Origin of the sequence: Vibrio sp. 2304 (assembly GCF_033339475.1) — a bacterium.
Taxonomy (GTDB): Bacteria; Pseudomonadota; Gammaproteobacteria; order Enterobacterales; family Vibrionaceae; genus Vibrio; species Vibrio alginolyticus.
Map to the genome: position 1 here is coordinate 269,319 of NZ_JAWOUQ010000003.1, position 19,586 is coordinate 288,904.

General features: G+C 43.4%; 21 protein-coding genes and 1 riboswitch. Of the genes, 19 read left to right on the top strand and 2 right to left on the bottom strand.

The window, feature by feature from the left end:
* Positions 1-769: 769 nt before the first annotated feature.
* From codB to R7P64_RS08420, 10 genes are all read left to right on the top strand, one after another.
* Complete coding sequence (gene codB / locus R7P64_RS08375; protein ID WP_318123369.1) at positions 770-2,008, top strand: cytosine permease; 1,239 nt, start codon at positions 770-772, stop codon at positions 2,006-2,008.
* Positions 2,009-2,017: 9 nt separating this feature from the next.
* Entirely contained in the window at positions 2,018-3,295 is a 1,278-nt protein-coding gene (locus R7P64_RS08380) for a cytosine deaminase (RefSeq protein WP_025767946.1), read from the top strand.
* Between the two features lie 248 nt (positions 3,296-3,543).
* Positions 3,544-4,182, top strand: coding sequence for an HD domain-containing protein (locus tag R7P64_RS08385; protein ID WP_318123371.1), 639 nt, complete (start codon positions 3,544-3,546; stop codon positions 4,180-4,182).
* Positions 4,183-4,941 (top strand): helix-turn-helix transcriptional regulator, encoded by a 759-nt coding sequence (locus R7P64_RS08390; protein WP_318123372.1) that lies wholly within the window; start codon positions 4,183-4,185, stop codon positions 4,939-4,941. It abuts the gene before it with no gap.
* 146 nt (positions 4,942-5,087) lie between these two features.
* Positions 5,088-6,941, top strand: a complete 1,854-nt coding sequence (locus tag R7P64_RS08395) for an MFS transporter (RefSeq protein WP_318123374.1) — start codon at positions 5,088-5,090, stop codon at positions 6,939-6,941.
* A gap of 117 nt (positions 6,942-7,058) precedes the next feature.
* Positions 7,059-7,676: a triacylglycerol lipase gene (locus R7P64_RS08400; RefSeq protein ID WP_318072330.1), complete on the top strand. Its 618-nt coding sequence runs from the start codon at positions 7,059-7,061 to the stop codon at positions 7,674-7,676.
* A gap of 104 nt (positions 7,677-7,780) precedes the next feature.
* Positions 7,781-7,920, top strand: a riboswitch (FMN riboswitch).
* Positions 7,921-8,033: 113 nt separating this feature from the next.
* Entirely contained in the window at positions 8,034-8,690 is a 657-nt protein-coding gene (ribB, locus tag R7P64_RS08405; RefSeq protein ID WP_005373655.1) for a 3,4-dihydroxy-2-butanone-4-phosphate synthase, read from the top strand.
* A 105-nt stretch (positions 8,691-8,795) separates the two neighbouring features.
* Complete coding sequence (locus R7P64_RS08410; protein ID WP_005373657.1) at positions 8,796-9,341, top strand: glutathione peroxidase; 546 nt, start codon at positions 8,796-8,798, stop codon at positions 9,339-9,341.
* A gap of 7 nt (positions 9,342-9,348) precedes the next feature.
* Positions 9,349-9,795, top strand: coding sequence for a DUF3429 domain-containing protein (locus R7P64_RS08415; RefSeq protein WP_237305918.1), 447 nt, complete (start codon positions 9,349-9,351; stop codon positions 9,793-9,795).
* Between the two features lie 152 nt (positions 9,796-9,947).
* Entirely contained in the window at positions 9,948-10,193 is a 246-nt protein-coding gene (locus tag R7P64_RS08420) for a hypothetical protein (protein ID WP_005373664.1), read from the top strand.
* 70 nt (positions 10,194-10,263) lie between these two features.
* Here the strand turns inward: R7P64_RS08420 and R7P64_RS08425 are convergent, their stop codons facing one another.
* Both R7P64_RS08425 and R7P64_RS08430 read right to left on the bottom strand, forming a co-directional pair.
* On the bottom strand, positions 10,264-10,863 hold the full coding sequence (locus R7P64_RS08425; protein ID WP_005373667.1) for a thiol:disulfide interchange protein DsbA/DsbL: 600 nt from the start codon (positions 10,861-10,863) through the stop codon (positions 10,264-10,266).
* A gap of 83 nt (positions 10,864-10,946) precedes the next feature.
* Positions 10,947-11,327, bottom strand: a complete 381-nt coding sequence (locus R7P64_RS08430) for a hypothetical protein (protein ID WP_318072331.1) — start codon at positions 11,325-11,327, stop codon at positions 10,947-10,949.
* A 278-nt stretch (positions 11,328-11,605) separates the two neighbouring features.
* Here R7P64_RS08430 and R7P64_RS08435 point away from each other — a divergent pair, with 278 nt between their 5' ends.
* From R7P64_RS08435 to R7P64_RS08475, 9 genes are all read left to right on the top strand, one after another.
* Positions 11,606-11,902, top strand: coding sequence for an isoamylase early set domain-containing protein (locus tag R7P64_RS08435; RefSeq protein ID WP_005373671.1), 297 nt, complete (start codon positions 11,606-11,608; stop codon positions 11,900-11,902).
* A gap of 213 nt (positions 11,903-12,115) precedes the next feature.
* The gene (locus tag R7P64_RS08440; RefSeq protein WP_318072332.1) at positions 12,116-12,829 is read left to right on the top strand and encodes a response regulator; all 714 of its coding nucleotides are present in this window, start codon (positions 12,116-12,118) and stop codon (positions 12,827-12,829) included.
* Positions 12,829-14,127 (top strand): ATP-binding protein, encoded by a 1,299-nt coding sequence (locus R7P64_RS08445; RefSeq protein WP_005373675.1) that lies wholly within the window; start codon positions 12,829-12,831, stop codon positions 14,125-14,127. The genes R7P64_RS08440 and R7P64_RS08445 overlap by 1 nt, the downstream gene beginning before the upstream one ends.
* Positions 14,128-14,246: 119 nt before the next feature.
* Entirely contained in the window at positions 14,247-14,639 is a 393-nt protein-coding gene (locus R7P64_RS08450; protein ID WP_005385575.1) for a hypothetical protein, read from the top strand.
* Positions 14,640-14,766: 127 nt separating this feature from the next.
* Complete coding sequence (locus R7P64_RS08455; RefSeq protein WP_017635149.1) at positions 14,767-15,123, top strand: diacylglycerol kinase; 357 nt, start codon at positions 14,767-14,769, stop codon at positions 15,121-15,123.
* A 21-nt stretch (positions 15,124-15,144) separates the two neighbouring features.
* Complete coding sequence (locus tag R7P64_RS08460; RefSeq protein WP_318123376.1) at positions 15,145-16,800, top strand: phosphoethanolamine--lipid A transferase; 1,656 nt, start codon at positions 15,145-15,147, stop codon at positions 16,798-16,800.
* 123 nt (positions 16,801-16,923) lie between these two features.
* Positions 16,924-17,856: a Gfo/Idh/MocA family protein gene (locus tag R7P64_RS08465; protein WP_115386524.1), complete on the top strand. Its 933-nt coding sequence runs from the start codon at positions 16,924-16,926 to the stop codon at positions 17,854-17,856.
* A 218-nt stretch (positions 17,857-18,074) separates the two neighbouring features.
* Positions 18,075-18,506: a YccF domain-containing protein gene (locus R7P64_RS08470; RefSeq protein WP_005373685.1), complete on the top strand. Its 432-nt coding sequence runs from the start codon at positions 18,075-18,077 to the stop codon at positions 18,504-18,506.
* Positions 18,507-19,196: 690 nt separating this feature from the next.
* Complete coding sequence (locus tag R7P64_RS08475; RefSeq protein ID WP_017635147.1) at positions 19,197-19,535, top strand: hypothetical protein; 339 nt, start codon at positions 19,197-19,199, stop codon at positions 19,533-19,535.
* Positions 19,536-19,586 lie beyond the last annotated feature (51 nt).

The window sequence follows — 19,586 nt, forward strand, 5'->3', positions numbered from 1 at the left end:
AGAGTCAAATTGCATAACGCAGTTGCAAATTGCAAACGCACTCAAACTTTAAGCAACGCATGTCACAGAAACTACGTATTTTAGGGCATATTAAAGTTGGCACAGTAACTGCATTATATAAATCGACCCTTCTTAAGCCGAGGGTCACCTAGCCAACTGACGTTGTTAGTGAACTTGATTTTGTTCACATGTATATAAGCCAATCGCACTCTTTGCGGTTGGCTATTTTTTTATGTGGCTATTGCCCTCTTATCCTCTGACCGAGCTCGGTTGTACTTTTCTTACCCACAACAGATTGTTTACTGTTTATAAAATTCAAATATTCGCCCACTAAACCATTAGAAATGCCAGCTTCAACAAAAATAAATCACCTACATAAAATAAAACCAAGAAAACACACCCAAGAAAAGAACAAATAACGTCCAAACCAAAAACCTCATCATGAAATCGTTTTCTTTTCATAGAAATCGACTGAACAATCCAGAGTTATAGATAAATTTAATCCATAAAAACAAATAGCAATTCAAAACATTCATTTCACATAGAAAACCGGTCTATAAATCATAGAAAATACGTAAAATCAAAATTTCCACCTTTAGAATTTAAAAATCAAACCATTGTTATTAAAAGAAAAAATACACATCAAAAACAAAGCAAACGTTTAAATTGCAATTTTATCATTGACTATTAAATTTACATCACGATAATACGCGCCGTTTACCTGAAAATCAGGTGCTATAATTTAATCTTTTACTTTGCGGAGGTAATAATGGCTGGAGACAATAACTACAGTCTTGGACCAGTTCCCAACACAGCCAGAAAAGGCGTGGCGTCACTAACCATGGTGATGTTAGGACTCACTTTTTTCTCCGCAAGTATGTGGACAGGTGGTTCTCTCGGTACTGGGCTCTCCTTTAATGATTTTTTCCTCGCTGTTCTCATCGGTAACCTAATCCTCGGTATTTACACTTCTTTCCTCGGTTACATCGGCGCTTCTACTGGTCTCTCTACCCACCTTCTTGCTCGTTTCTCTTTTGGTTCTAAAGGCTCTTGGCTTCCTTCTGCTCTTCTTGGCGGTACTCAAGTTGGGTGGTTTGGAGTTGGTGTCGCGATGTTTGCGATTCCGGTGCATAAAGCAACGGGCATCGATACCAATACTTTGATCCTTGTCTCCGGTTTGCTCATGACCGCGACCGTTTACTTTGGAATCTCAGCGCTGATGGTGCTGTCAGCAATCGCCGTTCCTGCCATTGCGCTACTTGGCGGTTACTCTGTCGTAGAAGCAGTAAATAGCGTTGGCGGTATTCGCGAACTACAACAAGTTCAACCAACCGAACCACTCGACTTTTCAATGGCTCTCGCGATGGTTGTAGGCTCTTTTGTCAGTGCAGGCACATTAACGGCAGATTTCGTACGCTTTGGCAAAAAGCCACGCAGCGCCGTGATGATCACCATGGTGGCATTTTTCATCGGTAACTCGTTAATGTTTATCTTTGGCGCAGCAGGTGCGTCGGTGACTGGTCAATCAGACATCTCTGAAGTGATGATTGCGCAAGGTTTATTGATTCCTGCCATCATCGTACTTGGGTTAAACATTTGGACGACCAACGACAACGCGCTCTACGCATCAGGTCTTGGATTTTCCAACATCACAGGCTTACCAAGTAAATACATCTCGATGGCGAACGGTCTTGTTGGCACACTTTGCGCTCTCTGGCTCTACAATAACTTTGTTGGCTGGCTGACCTTCTTATCTTTGGCAATTCCACCGATTGGCGGTGTGATCATCGCTGACTTCTTCACGAACCGTAAACGCTACGCAAACTTTGAAGCCGCCCAATTCCAAAACGTTAACTGGGCTGGCATTATCGCTGTCGTGATTGGCGTTGGTGCGGGACACTTCCTGCCTGGCGTAGTGCCGATTAACGCTGTACTTGGCGGCGCAATTAGCTTCCTGATTCTTAATCCTATTCTTAACAAAAAAGCACTGGCTACACAGCCAGCGTAAGGAACCATCATGACAACACTACTGATCAAAAACGTAACGCTAAAAGGACAAGAAGGTCTGCAGCAAATTTTGATTGAAGATGGTCAATTCAAGCGCATTGAAAGCAACGATGTGGAGCTTAGTCATAACGGTGACATCATCGATGCTGAAGGCGGTATGGCGGTTGCGCCTTTCTGCGAGCCACACATTCACTTAGATACAACTCAAACCGCAGGCGAGCCTAGCTGGAACATCTCTGGCACATTGTTTGAGGGTATTGAACGTTGGGCTGAGCGCAAAGAAATGCTGTCGATTGAAGACGTGAAAGCGCGCGCAAAACAAACCTTAAAATGGCAGATAGCAAACGGCGTACAACACGTTCGTACCCACGTCGATGTTTCAGACCCTACCCTAATTGCCCTAAAAGCGATGGTAGAAGTGCGTGAAGAGATGAAAGAATGGGTAGATATCCAAATCGTCGCCTTCCCGCAGGAAGGAATTCTCTCTTACCCAAATGGCAAAGAGCTGCTAGAAGAAGCCGTCAAATTAGGTGCGGACGTGATTGGCGCGATTCCACACTTTGAATTCACACGCGAATATGGCATTGAATCGCTGCACTACGTATTCGAGTTAGCGCAAAAATACGACCGCCTGATCGACGTGCATTGTGATGAAATCGATGACGAGCAATCTCGCTTCGTTGAAACACTGGCAGCATTAGCGCACAAGTTTGATATGGGGAATAAAGTCACGGCCAGTCACACCACAGCGATGGGTTCCTACAACGGTGCATACGCATCTCGCCTGTTCCGTTTATTACGCATGTCCGGTATCAACTTCGTGGCAAATCCATTGGTGAACATTCACTTACAAGGCCGTTTTGATGATTACCCAAAACGTCGCGGCGTAACACGAGTGAAAGAGATGCTGAATGCCAACATCAACGTCTGCTTTGGACACGATGATGTATTTGACCCTTGGTACCCACTAGGCACTGCAAACATGCTGCAAGTGCTGCATATGGGTCTGCACGTGTGTCAGGTGATGGGTTACGACCAAATCAACAACTCACTGGATCTGATCAGCACCAATTCAGCACGTACACTGAACATTCAAGACAAGCACGGTATTGAAGAAGGCAAACCAGGTAGTTTACTGATTCTTCCCGCAGAAAATGGTTTTGACGCAGTACGTCGCCAAGTGCCGGTTCGCTACTCTGTTCGTCACGGTAAAGTGATTGCAGAAACACAGCCTGCGACAACTCATATTCATCTTGAACAAGCAGAGCAAGTAACGTTCAAACGCTAAAAAGATCGGCGAAACGAAAAAGGCCTGACGACATCGTCAGGCCTTTTTTCTACTGGTAAACATCACTGCTCGCTCTGTCTATTCTTGTCTCATAAACCACTGAACACATTGAAAGGCCATATAAAACGGCTCAGTACCAAACGTTGCACAAGGTTCTGGTGGCTGAATCTCAATTACACCATCGCACTTGGAAATTATTCTAAGCGTTGGGCATACTTCTGACTTCATTTTAGTTGTAGATATGAACCATGACGTCATTAAGCCAGATAGAACCGCAATTTTTGGAATTTATGCAGAAAGAGATGCAAGTAGATGCAGCTCATGATCTTAAACACGTAAAACGCGTGGTCAAAACAGCGAAACAGCTCTGCAAAGAAGAAAATGCAGACATCGCGATTGTATTACCGGCTGCCTATTTGCATGATTGCTTTACTTACCCGAAAGATCACCCAAATCGCAAAGAGAGCTCAATCATCGCAGCCAAAAAAGCGGTCGCATTTTTAGAGAGTATCGATTATCCGCAGCAATATCATGATGCCATTGCTCATGCGATAGAGGCACACAGCTTTAGCGCAAACATCAGGCCAAATACGTTGGAAGCCAAAATCGTCCAAGATGCCGACCGTCTGGACGCTTTAGGCGCAATTGGCGTGACGCGATGCATTCAAGTCAGCACTCAATTTAACGCGCAACTTTACAACGACAGCGATATATTTGCCGAAGAACGTGAACTTGACGATAAACAATTCACTCTGGATCACTTTCAGACCAAGTTATTCAAAATCGCTGAAACCATGAACACAGAGTCAGCAAGACGCGAAGCGCAAAAACGCAAAACCTTTATGCAAACGTACCTAGAGCAGTTACACGACGAGGTAACAGCGTAAATGTCAGAAAGCTATACGTTAATTAAAGAGCTTAAACGCCAACTAAAGTTAACTGGGCTGCATTATGCCGATGTTGCACAACACCTTGATTTAAGTGAAGGAAGCGTCAAACGTTTACTCGCTGAAGGTCAGCACATTAGCCTTGAGCGCTTAGAACGAATTTGCCAATTGATTGGTTTAGAAATGGCGGAACTATTTAAGCTCGCGGCTGCGCACAATAAAGGTCTAGAGTCGCTAACGTTAGAGCAAGAAAAGCAGCTGGTTGACGATAAAGCCCTGCTGCTCGTGGCGATCTGTGTTGTAAATGGCTATCAGTTTGAACAAATCGTTCAGCAATATACCTTCAATGAGTTGGAACTGGTGCAAAAGCTTGCTCATTTGGATCGGCTGAACATCATCGACTTGCAGCCAAATAACAAAATTCGTTTGCTTATATCTCCGACATTTAAGTGGCAGATGGGCGGCCCTATTCAACGGTTCTTCCAACAGCAAGTTCAAGACGCCTTTTTCCAAAGCTACTTTTCTGGTGAAGATGAAAAGTTCTCCATGGCAACAGGATTGATGAGTGTACCAACCAACAAGAAGCTACAACTGAAACTGCAAAAGGTCATCGATGAGTTTTATCAGGCTTGCCAAAGTGATAGCTCTCTCGATATGGACGAAAAACACGGCACCTCTCTGATTATTGCGATGCGTCGCTGGACGTTCCCTTTATTTGAACCATGGGAAAGAAAACTCACCAATAAGTCTCGCAATTAGTAACTCAATAAACAAATGGAAATAAAAGTAACGAATTTCGTTACTTTTGGTGGCATGCAACGTCACTTGAAAGAGAAAGCTGGTTTAATCGTTCATTGAGCATAAAGTGCTCCCATCTCATTCGACTTTGTTTAATCGGGGCCCGTATGTTTTTCTCAAAACGCTTTTTTCCTTACTTTGTGACGCAATGCCTTGGCGCACTCAATGACAACATCTACAAAAACGTTCTGTTATTGATGGTGACATACAGCCAAATTGATAACCTACCAATATCCGTCAATCTATTCGTTAATTTGGCGGCAGGCTTATTCATCCTACCTTTCTTTCTATTCTCAGCGCATGCTGGTGCCGTCGCTGACAGCATGGACAAAGCCAAATTAATCCGACGTCTAAAGCTCATCGAGCTAGCTATCATGTCTTGCGCAGCAACCGCTATTGCCACCCAAAGTGCCATGCTGATGCTGGTTCTGCTGTTTATGACAGGCACTCAATCGGCCTATTTTGGCCCCGTGAAATACGCCTTACTACCACAAGCGCTCAAACCAAATGAGCTTGTTAAAGGAAATGCTTGGGTTGAAATGGGCACGTTTCTTTCGATTCTTATAGGTACACTTAGCGCAGGTCTGCTGCTAGCCACTCCTAATGGTACCTTGATTGCTTCTTGTGTTGTGATTGCCTTGTCTTTGCTTGGGTTCATGAGCAGCGTGAATATTCCAGCGATGCCTAGCCAATCGAATGACAAAGCGAAATTTGAACCGATTTCTGGTTTAAAGGACACGTTAAAAGTGGCAAAAAAACAGAGAGGCATCTGGATGTCTATTCTTGCCATTAGTTGGTTCTGGTTCATGGGTGCGACTTACCTAACTCAATTCCCTAACTTCGCACGCGAACATTTGTTCGCAGATAGCACTGTCGTTTCTTTACTGTTGGCATTGTTTTCCATTGGTATCGCGACAGGCTCTTGGTTGTGTGAAAAACTTTCTTTCAACCACGTTGAGCTTGGTATTTTGCCATTCGGTATCCTTGGTCTGACAGTCTTTGGCGTCGACTTGCTATGGGCAGTCCCAAGTTATCCATCACTTCCGGTGCACTTTTATGATGTGCAAAGCTTCGTTGCTGAATCAAAACATCTACGCGTCATGATTGACCTGTTCCTTGTTGGTGTAAGCGGCGGTGTCTTTATTGTTCCTCTTTATGCGTTCATCCAATCGCGTTCAAACAAAGGGGAATGTGCACGTGCCATTGCTGCTAACAACATCATGAATGCGTTGTTTATGGTGGTGTCTGCTTTGGTTTCGATCGTTGTACTCAGCGTACTAGAGCTTTCTATTGTGGAACTGTTTACCATGATGGCAATAGGTAACTTTTTCGTGGCGATCTATGTCTATCGCCAAGTACCGGAATTTACACAACGCTTTATCAGTTATTTACTCAGCCATTGTATGTATCGTGTGTCAGTAAAGGGGCGCCAACATATTCCTGAACAAGGTGCTGCGTTAATCGTGGCTAACCATGTTAGCTATGTCGATGCATTGATTTTGATGGGAACCTCTACTCGCCCGGTTCGTTTTGTGATGGACAAGTCCATCAGCGAGATACCTGTTCTTAAATATGTATTCCGTCATGCCGATGTTATCCCGATCTGTTCTCCACGTAAGTGTGCCGACACTTACCGACGAGCATTTGAGCAGATTGAACAAGCACTTAACGACGGTGAGGTTGTCTGTATCTTCCCTGAGGGTCGTTTAACGTCTAACGGTCAATTGGGTGAGTTTCGCCCTGGTGTAGAGAAAATCCTTGAACGTAACCCTGTTCCTGTGATCCCTATGGCGTTAAAAGGGCTTTGGGGTTCTTTTTTCAGCCACAAAGGCGGACATGCTCTCACAAAACGACCGACTCGTTTTTGGTCAAAAGTGGATGTTGTTATCGGTGAAGTGTTAAGTCCTGCGTCTTTAAATCGTCATCAATTGCAACAACAAGTACAGGATTTACTGGGCTGAGTCGCTTGCTACAGCAGTCAAACTTTGCAGCAAAACGTAAATATGCACCACAAAGCACAAGTAGTTCTTTGTTAATTAGAGTAGGATATCTACGACGTCATAAATCTAGGAGGTATTATGAAAATCATCATCTTACATGGTCTTTATATGCATGGGCTGGTCATGCAGCCTCTTAGCCAAAAGCTGAGAAAACTCGGATACGAAACGCAAGTACTCAGCTATAACACTGTTGCTATCGATGAGTCTTCACTGTTTGATTCTATTGATCATTCGCTGAATCCACTGACCACAAACGTCCTCGTGGGACACAGCTTGGGAGGCTTGATGATTAAGCGCTATCTCGCCAACAGAAAACCGAGCACTAACTTAATCTCTCATATTGTCGCTATCGGTTCGCCTCTTAAAGGCGCGTCCATTGTAGGTCGAATTCAAGATCTCGGATTGGGTGCAATTTTAGGCAATTCGCCACACCACGGATTAAACAAACATGATGACGCTTGGGATTTCCCTCAAAAACTCGGTAGTATCGCAGGAACGATGCCGATTGGCGCTCGCCCATTGTTGATCCGTAATGACAACACCATGTCGGACGGTACCGTTACCGTAGAAGAGACAAGACTGGACGGTATGCAAGATCATATCGAAGTGAAGCAAACGCATACGAGCCTGATTTACAACACCTTCGTGCCGCAGCAAATTGATCACTTTATTCGCACAGATTATTTCCGTCGATAGCACACTTTTCCATCATACAGATGGAATCGACTTTCCAAGCTATTCAGTTCGCAGTACTATCCTAGCTCCACTTCTTCACAACTTGGATGAAGTGGTACATTTTTAATTGTTCTCAGGGCGGGGCGAAATTCCCCACCGGCGGTATACTTTTCAAGTGAGCCCGCGAGCGCTCGATTCGTCGAGGTCAGCAGATCTGGTGAGATGCCAGAGCCGACGGTTATAGTCCGGATGAAAGAGAATAAGAATACACCAGCATAGCGAGTCAGATCGCTAAGAATGCTGGTGCACTTCTTTTTGATCGTATTTTACGGCGATCTCTCATACCGCCCTGATTCTGGTGAAATTTAGGAGTTAACCATGAATCAGTCATCACTACTTGCCGAATTCGGCGACCCAATTACTCGCGTTGAAAACGCACTTATCGCTTTAAAAGAAGGCCGTGGCGTACTGCTTCTTGATGATGAAGATCGCGAAAACGAAGGCGATATCATTTATTCAGTCGAGCACCTCACTAACGAGCAAATGGCATTGATGATCCGCGAATGTAGCGGCATCGTTTGTTTGTGCTTAACAGATGCTCAAGCAGACAAACTGGAACTGCCTCCAATGGTGGTAAACAACAACAGCGCAAACCAAACCGCATTTACGGTTTCTATTGAAGCGAAAGTTGGTGTAACAACGGGTGTTTCAGCAGCAGACCGCGTAACGACCATTAAAACGGCGGCAAACCCGCACGCAAAACCGGAAGATCTTGCTCGCCCGGGTCACGTATTCCCTCTGCGCGCACGTCCAGGTGGTGTAATGACTCGCCGTGGTCACACAGAAGGTACGATTGATCTGATGCAAATGGCAGGGCTTCAACCCGCTGGCGTACTGTGTGAAGTGACCAATCCAGATGGCACGATGGCAAAGGCACCGGAGATCGTAGCATTCGGTCGCCTGCACAACATGCCGGTACTGACGATTGAAGACATGGTAATGTACCTGAACCAGTTCGAGTTGAAACTGGCATAGTCAGATCTCAGCTCTTGAAAAAAGCCGCGCATTTGTGCGGCTTTTTTGATCGATCCTCTTTGCACTTAAGTAGTTATACTTATTGAAAACAAGGGGAACAACACCATGAAAGGATTACTGAACTTCGCCGCTCTCGTTAGCTTTCTCTCCATGAATTCGCTTGCTCTTGCATCTGAGTGCCCTGATATTCTTCAAGGTAAGCAAAGGTTGTTAAACTCAACGGAAGAAGTCGATCTATGCGAAAGCTTTAAGGGAAAGACACTACTAATCGTCAATACAGCAAGCCAGTGCGGCTTCACTCCTCAGTTCGAACAGTTAGAAACCCTCTATCAAACTTACAAAGACCAAAACTTCACCGTTATCGGTTTCCCGAGCAATGACTTTCGACAAGATAGAGGAAGCGAAACAAACACAGCGAAAGTCTGTTATCTCGATTACGGGGTCACCTTTCCAATGATGGCTCGCTCTTCAGTATTAGGTGTAGATGCGAACCCAGTCTTCAACCAAATTACCAACCAAGCAGGCATAAAACCAAAATGGAACTTCTACAAGTTTCTAATTAGCTCTGAAGGTAAAGTTATTGCGACTTTTCCAAGCTCCACATCACCGACAAGTACTACGCTTACCAATATGATAGAGCAACAATTATAAGGTGACGATCATGACAACACGCTCAACCATGCTACAACTCGGTTACTTAGGCCTGGTTCCATTTGTGTTTAGTTTAGGGCTGATTTTCACTGACATCTCACTCTTCAATTTAAGTGGTCAGCAATTTTTCATCGCATATAGCGCCGTTATATTAAGTTTTTTATCCGGCATCCTTTGGGGTAATGGCATTGAGCATTACTACCATCGCCTTAGCCGAAATATATTAATTCTCAGCAACCTTTTTGTCTTACTGGCTTGGGGCGCATTACTGCAGGGCCACAAACATTACGCAGTCGCAACCCTACTCTTAGCAATTGGGTACCTTGCTGTTTGGTATGCAGAAAAGCTCGTGAGGAAAGTCGAACAAGACGCCGAGCCCAAGGGATATCAAGGAATGAGGAGCAAACTGACCTTCGGCGTAATCGTAATGCACGGATTGGCTTTAGTTTCATAACCTGGTCTGTCCAGTACTAAGATCACAAAAAAACGTCTTTTTATAAAACAATGTTCATTTCGTGAATGCACACATATTTTGAACACTGTTTTGTTTCATTTATGAATCAATCCACATATAAGTAATTCAAAGCATTCACAAAGGATATGAATATGTTTTTTCGCAAACTTTTGTTTAGCACTGCGATGATCAATGCAACGACAGGTTGCGTGTCTTACCAGGCACAACAAGCCGCCGCTCAAACAGTAAATAATACAGGTGCTGTGCTTACCAATGTGATTAAAACTACGATTGCTCAGCCATGTAATGTTGCAATCACTGCTGCTAGCTTGTTTTATCCGCATGCCATATTTATGACTAGTGTTCCGACTCAAGCATGTACAAGCGTTCTTAGATAATACGAGTGTGATAAGCATAAAAAATGGCGACTCTACTGTCGCCATTTTTAAGCTTCAATGCTATTTATAGTTACAGCGTCAATAAGTAATTAACTAATTGATTGTACTCGTCGTAAGTACGAATTTCGTTGGCCAAAACAATGTATTTATTGTTCACAACCACACCCGGAACCCCTCTTAACGTGCTGGCAGAGAATTGCTTATCAAAACCTTTCTGCATTGAGTTTACGGCGAAACTGTTGTAAGCCGCATCAAACTTCTTACCTTCTACGCCATTATCAACGAAGAGTTGTTTCAGCTCAGCTTCGTCTTTTGGCGCTTGTCGCTTTTGATGAATTTGGGCAAACATGGCAGGAATCATTGTATCTTCAACTCCTAGCGACACCATCGTCGCGTAGGACTTGGCCATCGGAATCGCCATATCTCCGCCCATGAACCCCACATGCACCTTTTCAAACTTTGCCTCTTTTGGCAGAGCAGGTTTTAAACGCTCAATAAGCGACTCAAACTTGTAGCAATGTGGGCAATAAAAAGAAAAGAATTCCGTCACAACAGGTTTCGATGCTTTCTTAACATCCAGAACTTTGTAGTGCTTCCCTTCTTCAAATTGCGCTGCATGAGCGGTAAAAGTCAGTAAAAGTGCACTACATAAGGCAAGTAGTTTTTTCATTGTTTATTTCCTTGTGGCATTCAAATGCCAAATCATTTCATTTGGTAAAAAGGGGTAAACCCCAAGTAATTTGAGATGAGGAATTAAACAATCGGAGGACGATAAAGCTTGGTGCTCACAGTCACTACTTTTTCGACTAGAGGCCTATCAATCAATGCAAGGCTATAAGGAAGAAGCAGTAAGTCGTTTTGAGATAAGTTGGCGGGAATTTTGACCATGCAGGAAGAGCTACAACTCGTGTGAGATTGTTGTGCCTTATTGATGGCTGACTCATCGTGATGTGATTCTACGCAGTCGTCATTGACGCCAAGTTGTTTGTGCAGAGCAGCCTGTTGAACAATAAGATCGCGTACTTCAATTGTTTTCATCGGAGCGGAAGCCTGCGCCACAGGAGCGACACTACTCAAAAGCATAGCAACTAAGCAAACTATCGCAGTGAACAATGTACGGTTAAACTTCAACATAGCTACATCAAGGAAAATGGTGATTTAAGATAATACATGATAACGGTTTGACTTCAAGATACGGACTCTCGGCTCGCTAACAAACTCTGTTCTTTGACTATTTTAGGCTAGTGAATTTTCTCTCTAACGCTCCCTCAGTACACGAAACCAGCACAACGAGCTATTCACCGTTCGGATACTCCCCTCATCAGATACCAGCAACAATTCGATAAAACTTGAAATCATTATGAAACACGAGTAATAGTTAGAACAGTTTTTGTACGAACAAGGAAAGATCAATGCTTAAAAAGAGATTCTTTAAGACAAAAGATGAAGTCGAAGTCACGTTCGAGCTAGATAAAGATCAGTGGGACTCTGTCCAAATTGCTGGAGACTTCAACAACTGGCAGCCAGAACCGATGAAATTAGTGAAGAAAAGTCGTCAGTTTAAATTTAAAACCCGCTTACCTAAAGCGCAGAACGTTCAGTTCCGTTACTTGCTCGATGACGCGAAGTGGGAAAATGACCCACAAGCTGATGCTTACGTTCCAAATGCATTTGGCAGCGACAACAGCGTCGTGTGTACCACCGAATAAGCGGTAATTTCGCTTTAAGATTCCATACCTAGGCGCAAACGTTGCGCCTTTTTGCATCTCTCTAAATGTGATAGGTGATTAGATTTAAATCATTAATTGGCAATTTTATCCAATTAACTCATCCGATAACCTTATTCTGAGAAAGCTTTATTTGAAATAATTCGTAAATTTGTTTAAGTTCCATTGATATTAAATATTGTATACATCACTTAAATGAACGCACAACAAATCAAACCATCTCTAATCATTGTGGAAGACGATCCCAAATTACAAACTATGTTGGGTGAGTATTTTGTTGAACAAGGTTTTCAGGTCAAATGTATCGACAATGGGACGGACGCACCTAATGCGATTATTGACACACAACCAGACGTGGTGCTGTTAGATTTGATGCTACCCGGGCAAGATGGTCTGAGTGTATGTCGTCAAATCCGAGAATGCTACAAAGGCAAAGTGTTGATGCTGACAGCAAGTGATGATGACTTCGATCATGTCGCCGCATTAGAAATAGGCGCAGATGACTTTGTTACTAAACCCATCAAACCTCGCGTATTGCTAGCTCGTATTCGCATGCTATTAAGAAGAAAAGAGGCGGCGCCTACCGAGTCCGAAAACGACCTACAAATTGGTGTTCTGTGTTTAAACCGGTTGCGTAAATCGTGCGTAATGAACCAAGAAGAAATTGCGCTGACAGACGGCGAGTTCGATTTGTTGTGGGTTCTTGCTACGCATGCTGAAAAAACACTATCACGTGAGTGGCTGACCAAAACACTACGTGGTATTGAATACGATGGAACAGACCGCACCATTGATAATCGCATAGTGACACTGAGAAAGAAGCTAGGCGATGCTTCTTGCTCACCACAAAAAATCATTACCGTTCGCGGCAAAGGCTACCTATTTATGCCTGATGCATGGAATGAATAATGAGACGGATTTATCTGGAAAGCTTTGTTGGCCTTATCATTCTGTTTATGGCTAGCTTGTGGGGATACGAGTTCTTAGTTTATGAGATCAACACAGATTATGACTACCTATTACAAGAGCATGAGGGTCAAGCTTTTCACGATCTGATCTACCCTATCTATAAAGAACACGGATTAGAATATACTCAACAACAGTTGGAACAATTTGCCACATCAAGCCATCGTTTGTTGGTGCCTCATACGCTTGAAGAGCTTCCAACAGACATCAAAAAGGCGTTTGAAAGTGATACCTCCGTTAACGTCGCTTACGATGAAGAAAGGGATATCTGGTTCCGCCTAGATGCGAGCACGCCTATCTTTAAAATGAGCGATAATCCGAATAGTCCTGTGGTTAAAGCTGCCAACTTTGATGACAATATCGTTTGGTTGTTCTTTTTAGCTGGATTTGCTCTGTATTGCATATTGTTGATCTGGTTCTTAAGCCGTCGGATTCGAGAGCTAGAGAGAGTGACCGTTGAGTTTGCCTCAGGTAACTTCAAGGCTCGAGCTAGTACCTCAAGCGCTAAGTCTGTTGGGACGTTAAACAAAAGCTTTAACACGATGGCCGATAAAGTATCTCGCTTGATCACTAGCAATAAAATGCTAACTAACGCCGTTGCACATGAATTGCGTACCCCAATCTTCCGCTTACAATGGCAAGCAGATTTGTTATCGGATTCAACCTTAACTGAACAACAGAAAAAGTATGTTTACAGTATCGTCGAAGACATTGACGAGATGGAAGAAATGGTTGAAGAATTGCTTTACTACGCAAAGATGGAGCGTCCTGACACAGCATTACAAACTCAAGAAGAAGTCGTCCTATTCAACTTAGTCAAAGAGTTACGACAGAGATGGCAAAAAGAGACTACGCTCGCTATCTCGCTTCAAGAAGTAAACTCAGAAAACGTTCTTGCGTTTGCTGACCCAAAATTGTTAAAGCGAGCCTTAGATAACTTGCTGCGCAATGCAATGCGGTACGCAGATAAGCAGATTTTAGTAGAGATAAAACACGATCAGCACCGCTGCTTCATCAATGTTCATGATGATGGCATAGGTATTGAAGAAAAGCATTGGCCTCATCTATTCGAACCATTTTACAGCGCGGATGAATCTCGCAACAAAAAGACGAGCGGGTTTGGGCTCGGTTTGGCGATTGTCAGACAGATAATGGAGCTTCAACGTGGAGAAGTTTCGATTTGCCATAGCCCACTTGGAGGAGCTTGCTTCACACTTAGCCTCAAAAAATCAGACAGTTAACTTAACCTTCCTACCCCGTTTACAGAAGACGACACTTCAATACACTCAAGAGACAGAGCCCAACAATAAAACAGTGTACATTTAATCCATAAGATTCACACACTAAATGGATAGTACTCATGTATAAATCTTTTATCCTGATTATGGCGCTTACTTCTACGCTTACAGCTTGCGCCTACAACCAAAAACCTGTCGTCGACATGACCAATGTCGACCCTAGTACATATGAACAAGACTTTCTTTACTGCCAAGGCTATGCAGAAAATGTCGACAAATCAGAGGCAGCGAAATCTGAAGCCACTAATGGGGCAGTTACAGGCGCATTGATCGGCGCAGCTGCTGGTGCGCTAGAAGACGGATTAGGTGGAGCGGCTGTCGGTGCTGCTGCCGGCGGTGCTGTAGGAGCTGGAGCTGGTGCTTTGAGTGGAACAAATGATTCAACCAAAACTCAATCTCTCGTATTGCGTAAATGCCTCCAGCACAAAGGCTATACCGTCTACGATCTTGATTAAATAAGCACTTTTCTTAAATTATCACGCGATGGATTCTATTCACAAATGTTTCACGCTGTAACGATTAATCTCGTTACCTCTCTGGGATATGTGTTCCATCCCAATACTTAAATAGTAAGGTCATATTTTGAAGCCAGGTAAAACAGGTATACGCCGTGTCATGGATGCGACCGGCTATTCATTTCAAGGATTGAAAGCCGCATGGACACACGAAGCCGCTTTTAGACAAGAATTGATTCTCGCCTTGGTGCTTTCCGTCTGTGCTTTTTTCCTTCCTGTCACCACATACGAAAGAGTGCTGATGATCAGTAGCCTGTTCTTGGTATTGATCGTCGAACTCATTAATTCCGCCGTAGAAGCGGTTGTCGACCGTGTTAGCGATGACTGGCACGAGCTCAGTGGTAGAGCCAAAGATATTGGTTCAGCAGCAGTATTTGTTGCGTTAACTCTTGCCCTTTTTATTTGGGCTTCGTTCTTGCTCTAATTTTTATTCAAGACACTCATTATGAAGACACATGATTTACAACAGAGAGGTATCTCTTACGTTACCTTTACTTTCCTGTTGGCGCTGTATTTCGCTCTCGTCGTAAATATCCCTATTTATAAAGAACTGATCGGCATCTTTACACACTTAGATAATGTCAAGATTGGATTTATTATCACAATACCAATTTTCTTTCTTGCCGCGCTCAATTTCCTTTTTAATTTATTTAGTTGGCCTTGGATCGGCAAGCCGTTCTTTATAATTTTAATCATTGTTTCAAGTATGGTGAGCTACGCAAGCTATAACTATGGCACACTTTTCGATTCTGGAATGATTGCCAATATTGTTGAAACCGATTCGAGCGAGGCGAGTTCTTACCTGAGTGCTCACTCTGTAGTTTGGACGCTGATTATGGGAGTTATCCCTGCTATTATTGTCTTTAAGGTAAAGCTGCAATCTCAACGCCACCAATTACTGTACTTCTCTGTTACCAAATTAGTATCGATGCTGTCGTCGCTAGCTGTCATCGCCGTCATTGCCAGCGTGTACTATCAAGACTACGCATCTGTAGGGCGCAACAATAGCCACCTAAAAAAAATCATCATACCCACCCAGTTCGTTTACAGCGCGACCGGGTATGTGAAGGAGAAATATTTCACCACGCCAGAGCCATATCGAGAAATCGGCACAGATGCAAAGCAGTCAGATAGCGCCGTACAGCAAGCACAGCGCAAACCAACACTACTGGTTTTTGTCGTAGGAGAAACCGCTCGAACGCAGAACTACCAACTCAATGGCTATACACGAGAGACAAACCCTTATACTAGTAAATTGGATGTTATCTCATTTCAAGACGTCGCATCTTGTGGCACCGCGACTGCTGTATCTGTGCCTTGTATGTTTTCACAGCTCACGCGAAACGAGTTTGAACGCGCCACAGCGGATAACCAGGACAATGCTCTCGATATAATGCAGCGCGCCGGGGTTGACCTCATTTGGAAAGAAAATGACGGTGGGGATAAAGAAGTAGCCCACAAGATCAAGAAAATTGAAGTGGATCGAAAGCAAGTAAGCCCTATGTGTAATGGCCAAACTTGTTACGACATGGCGCTATTAGATCATTTTGATCAGGAAGTCGCGGATATGCACGGTAACCGAGTGGTCGCCATGCACCTTATAGGAAGCCACGGTCCGACCTACTTTCAGCGTTACCCAAGAGACAACGCCTTCTTTAAACCAGACTGTCCACGTGCAGATATCGAAAACTGTAGCATCGAACAAATAGTGAACACATATGACAATACAATACGCTACACCGATCTTGTATTAGCAGAAACCATCAAAAAACTTAAAGCGTTAGAGTCTGAGTATAATACCGCGCTAATTTACATATCGGATCACGGTGAGTCACTAGGCGAAAACGGATTGTTCTTACATGGTATGCCTTATGGCCTTGCACCAGATTTCCAAAAACGCGTTCCTTTGATTATGTGGCTGTCTTCGGGCTTTAAACAAGCGAAGCAGATCAATACCGACTGTTTGTATAAACAAGCACAGAATGCAGGCCAATACTCACATGATAACGTGTTCCACTCTTTATTAGGCATTATGGATGTACAAACTCAAGCCTACGATAGCAAGTTAGATATATTCAAAGCCTGCCGAGCCGTTTCCTAAATCATTCAATAAAGCCTGGCTCAAAGTGTGAATCAGGCTTTTTCTAACAAGGTATTTAAACTCATCGCCGCGCCAAGCGTTATACTGGCAGTCCGCGATCCATACATCGAGATAAGGACTAGGATGAAAATTGGTATTATTGGTCTAGGGGATATCGCTCAGAAAGCATACCTTCCTGTTATCACTCAGCTTCCAAATATCGAACTTGTATTTTGTACCCGCAACCCAAACACACTTGAGAGCCTGGCTAAGCAGTATCGAATCTCAGAGATCTGCCAAGACTACCAGCAACTTCTGCACTTTGGCGTCGATGCCGTCATGATTCATGCGGCAACAAGCGTACACCCTCAAATAGCGGCATTTTTTCTGCAGCATGGAATTCCAACCTTTGTCGACAAACCATTAGCGAATAGTGCTGATGACGTGGAAAAGCTGTACGACATTGCCGAAAAAGAGAGACAGCCACTCTATGTGGGCTTTAACCGTCGTCACATTCCACTTTACAACCAACATATGCCACAAGTGCAGCAAGGCAACATATCTGACTTAAAGTCGCTACGCTGGGAAAAGAACCGTCACCAACTACCGGGGGATGTTCGTACCTTTATATTTGATGATTTTATTCACCCATTAGACAGCGTTAACGTCACAGCCAAAGCCGATCTAAAAGATGCTTATGTAACTCATCAACTTGAAGGTGGTCAGTTGGCGCGTTTAGATATTCAGTGGCAACATGGAGATACTTTGCTCCACGCCTCGATGAATCGCCACTTCGGTATCACTACAGAGCGCGTTCAAGCTTGTTATGCAAACAAGGCAGTTGAGTTCGACTCCTTCGTTGAAGGCAAACTATGGCAAGCTAACCAAGAGCAAAAAATCAATTTGAAAGACTGGACGCCAATGCTAACGAGTAAAGGTTTCCATTCGATGTTGCTCGATTGGTTTGGCGTCGTTGAGTCTGGAAATATTGCTGATGAAGTAGTAACACGCAACATTGCTAGCCATCGATTGGCAGAGCAAATTTGTCAATATCTCGAGAAAGTTGTCTCTAGATAATGCGATTCTTGGCTATATGCTTGATTGAGTATTACGCTCTATACTAAAAAGACTTGCCTTAAGGAAGGCATTCATTCTCTGTTAAGACTACGGCGATTATTCTATCAATCAGGTGAATGAGGGCACAAAAGCACACATCGACAAAACAGACGGTTTAGATTTGTTTTACGGTGCTCTCAGGTATCTGAATCATCACATTCAAGAATAAAGGAAATAGAATGAGAACACTTGGTAACATCATTTGGTTTGTATTTGGTGGCGTATTTATGGGGTTGCTATGGTGGTTTTTTGGTATTTTGGCCTTTATTAGCATCATCGGAATACCTTGGGGGCGTGCGTGTATCGTTATGGGTAATTTTTCCTTTTTCCCATTCGGTAAAGAGGCCATCTCACGCGATGAATTGACCAATGAAATGGACATTGGCACGAGTCCGCTCGGCGTTATTGGTAACGTCCTTTGGTTTGTATTTGCAGGCCTTTGGTTAGCTATCGGTCACGTACTTTCTGCCGCAGCATGCTTTGTCACCATAATCGGCATTCCGTTTGCGCTCCAACACCTCAAGCTAGCGGTTATTTCACTCGCACCAATTGGTAAAACGGTTGTATCGTCAGAAGAAGCTGCAATGGCTCGATACAACATCAATCGTTAGCAAAAAGCTAATGCGCTTTCTATCCTCTGGGCAGTCATGCTCAGAGGGTAACGCCCGTCAAAAGTAAGCCTATAATCGCTATCGCATATTCAATAATGGCTGATTGTATATTCATACCGTCACCTTTACGTTGAAGTTTATCCTAGCTCAGCACTGCTTTACTTTTATAATTAATTAATACGCCCAATCGAGTTCAAGATGCTAGACTCATAGCGTCGTCACTGACTCAAACTCCAAGAACGACGTAACGAAAAAGCGAGCTATCCTATGCTCGAAATATGGATTCTTTCCCCCTCGAAGTAGAGTTCAACAACAAAAAGACGAACTATAATCATAGCCAAAATTAATGCTTTTCGACCTAAAATATCTCACATCAATCAAAGAAAGCTTCTAAGATTTTCTCTTTTTGAGTAAATATAGAGAGTTACAGTAGCGAAATTCTTCTCGGTAAAACTCCCCACTCAATCTCATGATCAGTTTTTTTAAAAAACAACAAAAATTCGTTGTTATCTAGAGTAATTATTTTATTTGTCGCAGAGCAATTCCATCAATATCATTTGCGACATCGGAGTGCTAGAGCATTGAACTTTTTAGCATTTATCACAGGTATAGAACGTAAAAAACCTTTTATTACTTATTTTTCTTTTTACATATGTTCTAACTCAACGTCTATTCAGACAGGAATATACCGTGGATAAATATCAAGCAGCTTATGCTAAGCGTCTAGAGAAACTAAATGGGGATCCATCTCCTAAAACGATAGCCCGCCTTTCGGCTTGGGATGCGTTTTTTAACAAGGAGTACGAGCTCCAAGACTTGGAATACCAGCTATCGGACGCTGCGCACCAGCACTATGAACAGTCGCATGCGAAGAGCGACATTAGCTTCAAAGAATTCAAACGAGCGTTCTATAATGAATCCATCAAAATTTACAATTTAACTGATGGCGCTTCTATCCAGAAAGTATTCACCCCATTACTTTTGCTTACAACGCTCTGGATAGTGTTTGTATGCCTATTTAACAAGTGATCATCAAACTATTCCAACAACGATCAGTATGGGACTACAGGTATGGCTCTA

What these genes read in the sequence shown, in the direction of transcription:
- codB (WP_318123369.1), top strand. Translation starts at nt 770, where the DNA reads ATGGCTGGAGACAATAACTACAGTCTTGGACCAGTTCCCAACACAGCC.
- R7P64_RS08380 (WP_025767946.1), top strand. Translation starts at nt 2,018, where the DNA reads ATGACAACACTACTGATCAAAAACGTAACGCTAAAAGGACAAGAAGGT.
- R7P64_RS08385 (WP_318123371.1), top strand. Translation starts at nt 3,544, where the DNA reads ATGACGTCATTAAGCCAGATAGAACCGCAATTTTTGGAATTTATGCAG.
- R7P64_RS08390 (WP_318123372.1), top strand. Translation starts at nt 4,183, where the DNA reads ATGTCAGAAAGCTATACGTTAATTAAAGAGCTTAAACGCCAACTAAAG.
- R7P64_RS08395 (WP_318123374.1), top strand. Translation starts at nt 5,088, where the DNA reads ATGTTTTTCTCAAAACGCTTTTTTCCTTACTTTGTGACGCAATGCCTT.
- R7P64_RS08400 (WP_318072330.1), top strand. Translation starts at nt 7,059, where the DNA reads ATGAAAATCATCATCTTACATGGTCTTTATATGCATGGGCTGGTCATG.
- ribB (WP_005373655.1), top strand. Translation starts at nt 8,034, where the DNA reads ATGAATCAGTCATCACTACTTGCCGAATTCGGCGACCCAATTACTCGC.
- R7P64_RS08410 (WP_005373657.1), top strand. Translation starts at nt 8,796, where the DNA reads ATGAAAGGATTACTGAACTTCGCCGCTCTCGTTAGCTTTCTCTCCATG.
- R7P64_RS08420 (WP_005373664.1), top strand. Translation starts at nt 9,948, where the DNA reads ATGTTTTTTCGCAAACTTTTGTTTAGCACTGCGATGATCAATGCAACG.
- R7P64_RS08425 (WP_005373667.1), bottom strand. Translation starts at nt 10,863, where the DNA reads ATGAAAAAACTACTTGCCTTATGTAGTGCACTTTTACTGACTTTTACC.
- R7P64_RS08430 (WP_318072331.1), bottom strand. Translation starts at nt 11,327, where the DNA reads ATGTTGAAGTTTAACCGTACATTGTTCACTGCGATAGTTTGCTTAGTT.
- R7P64_RS08435 (WP_005373671.1), top strand. Translation starts at nt 11,606, where the DNA reads ATGCTTAAAAAGAGATTCTTTAAGACAAAAGATGAAGTCGAAGTCACG.
- R7P64_RS08440 (WP_318072332.1), top strand. Translation starts at nt 12,116, where the DNA reads ATGAACGCACAACAAATCAAACCATCTCTAATCATTGTGGAAGACGAT.
- R7P64_RS08445 (WP_005373675.1), top strand. Translation starts at nt 12,829, where the DNA reads ATGAGACGGATTTATCTGGAAAGCTTTGTTGGCCTTATCATTCTGTTT.
- R7P64_RS08450 (WP_005385575.1), top strand. Translation starts at nt 14,247, where the DNA reads ATGTATAAATCTTTTATCCTGATTATGGCGCTTACTTCTACGCTTACA.
- R7P64_RS08460 (WP_318123376.1), top strand. Translation starts at nt 15,145, where the DNA reads ATGAAGACACATGATTTACAACAGAGAGGTATCTCTTACGTTACCTTT.
- R7P64_RS08465 (WP_115386524.1), top strand. Translation starts at nt 16,924, where the DNA reads ATGAAAATTGGTATTATTGGTCTAGGGGATATCGCTCAGAAAGCATAC.
- R7P64_RS08470 (WP_005373685.1), top strand. Translation starts at nt 18,075, where the DNA reads ATGAGAACACTTGGTAACATCATTTGGTTTGTATTTGGTGGCGTATTT.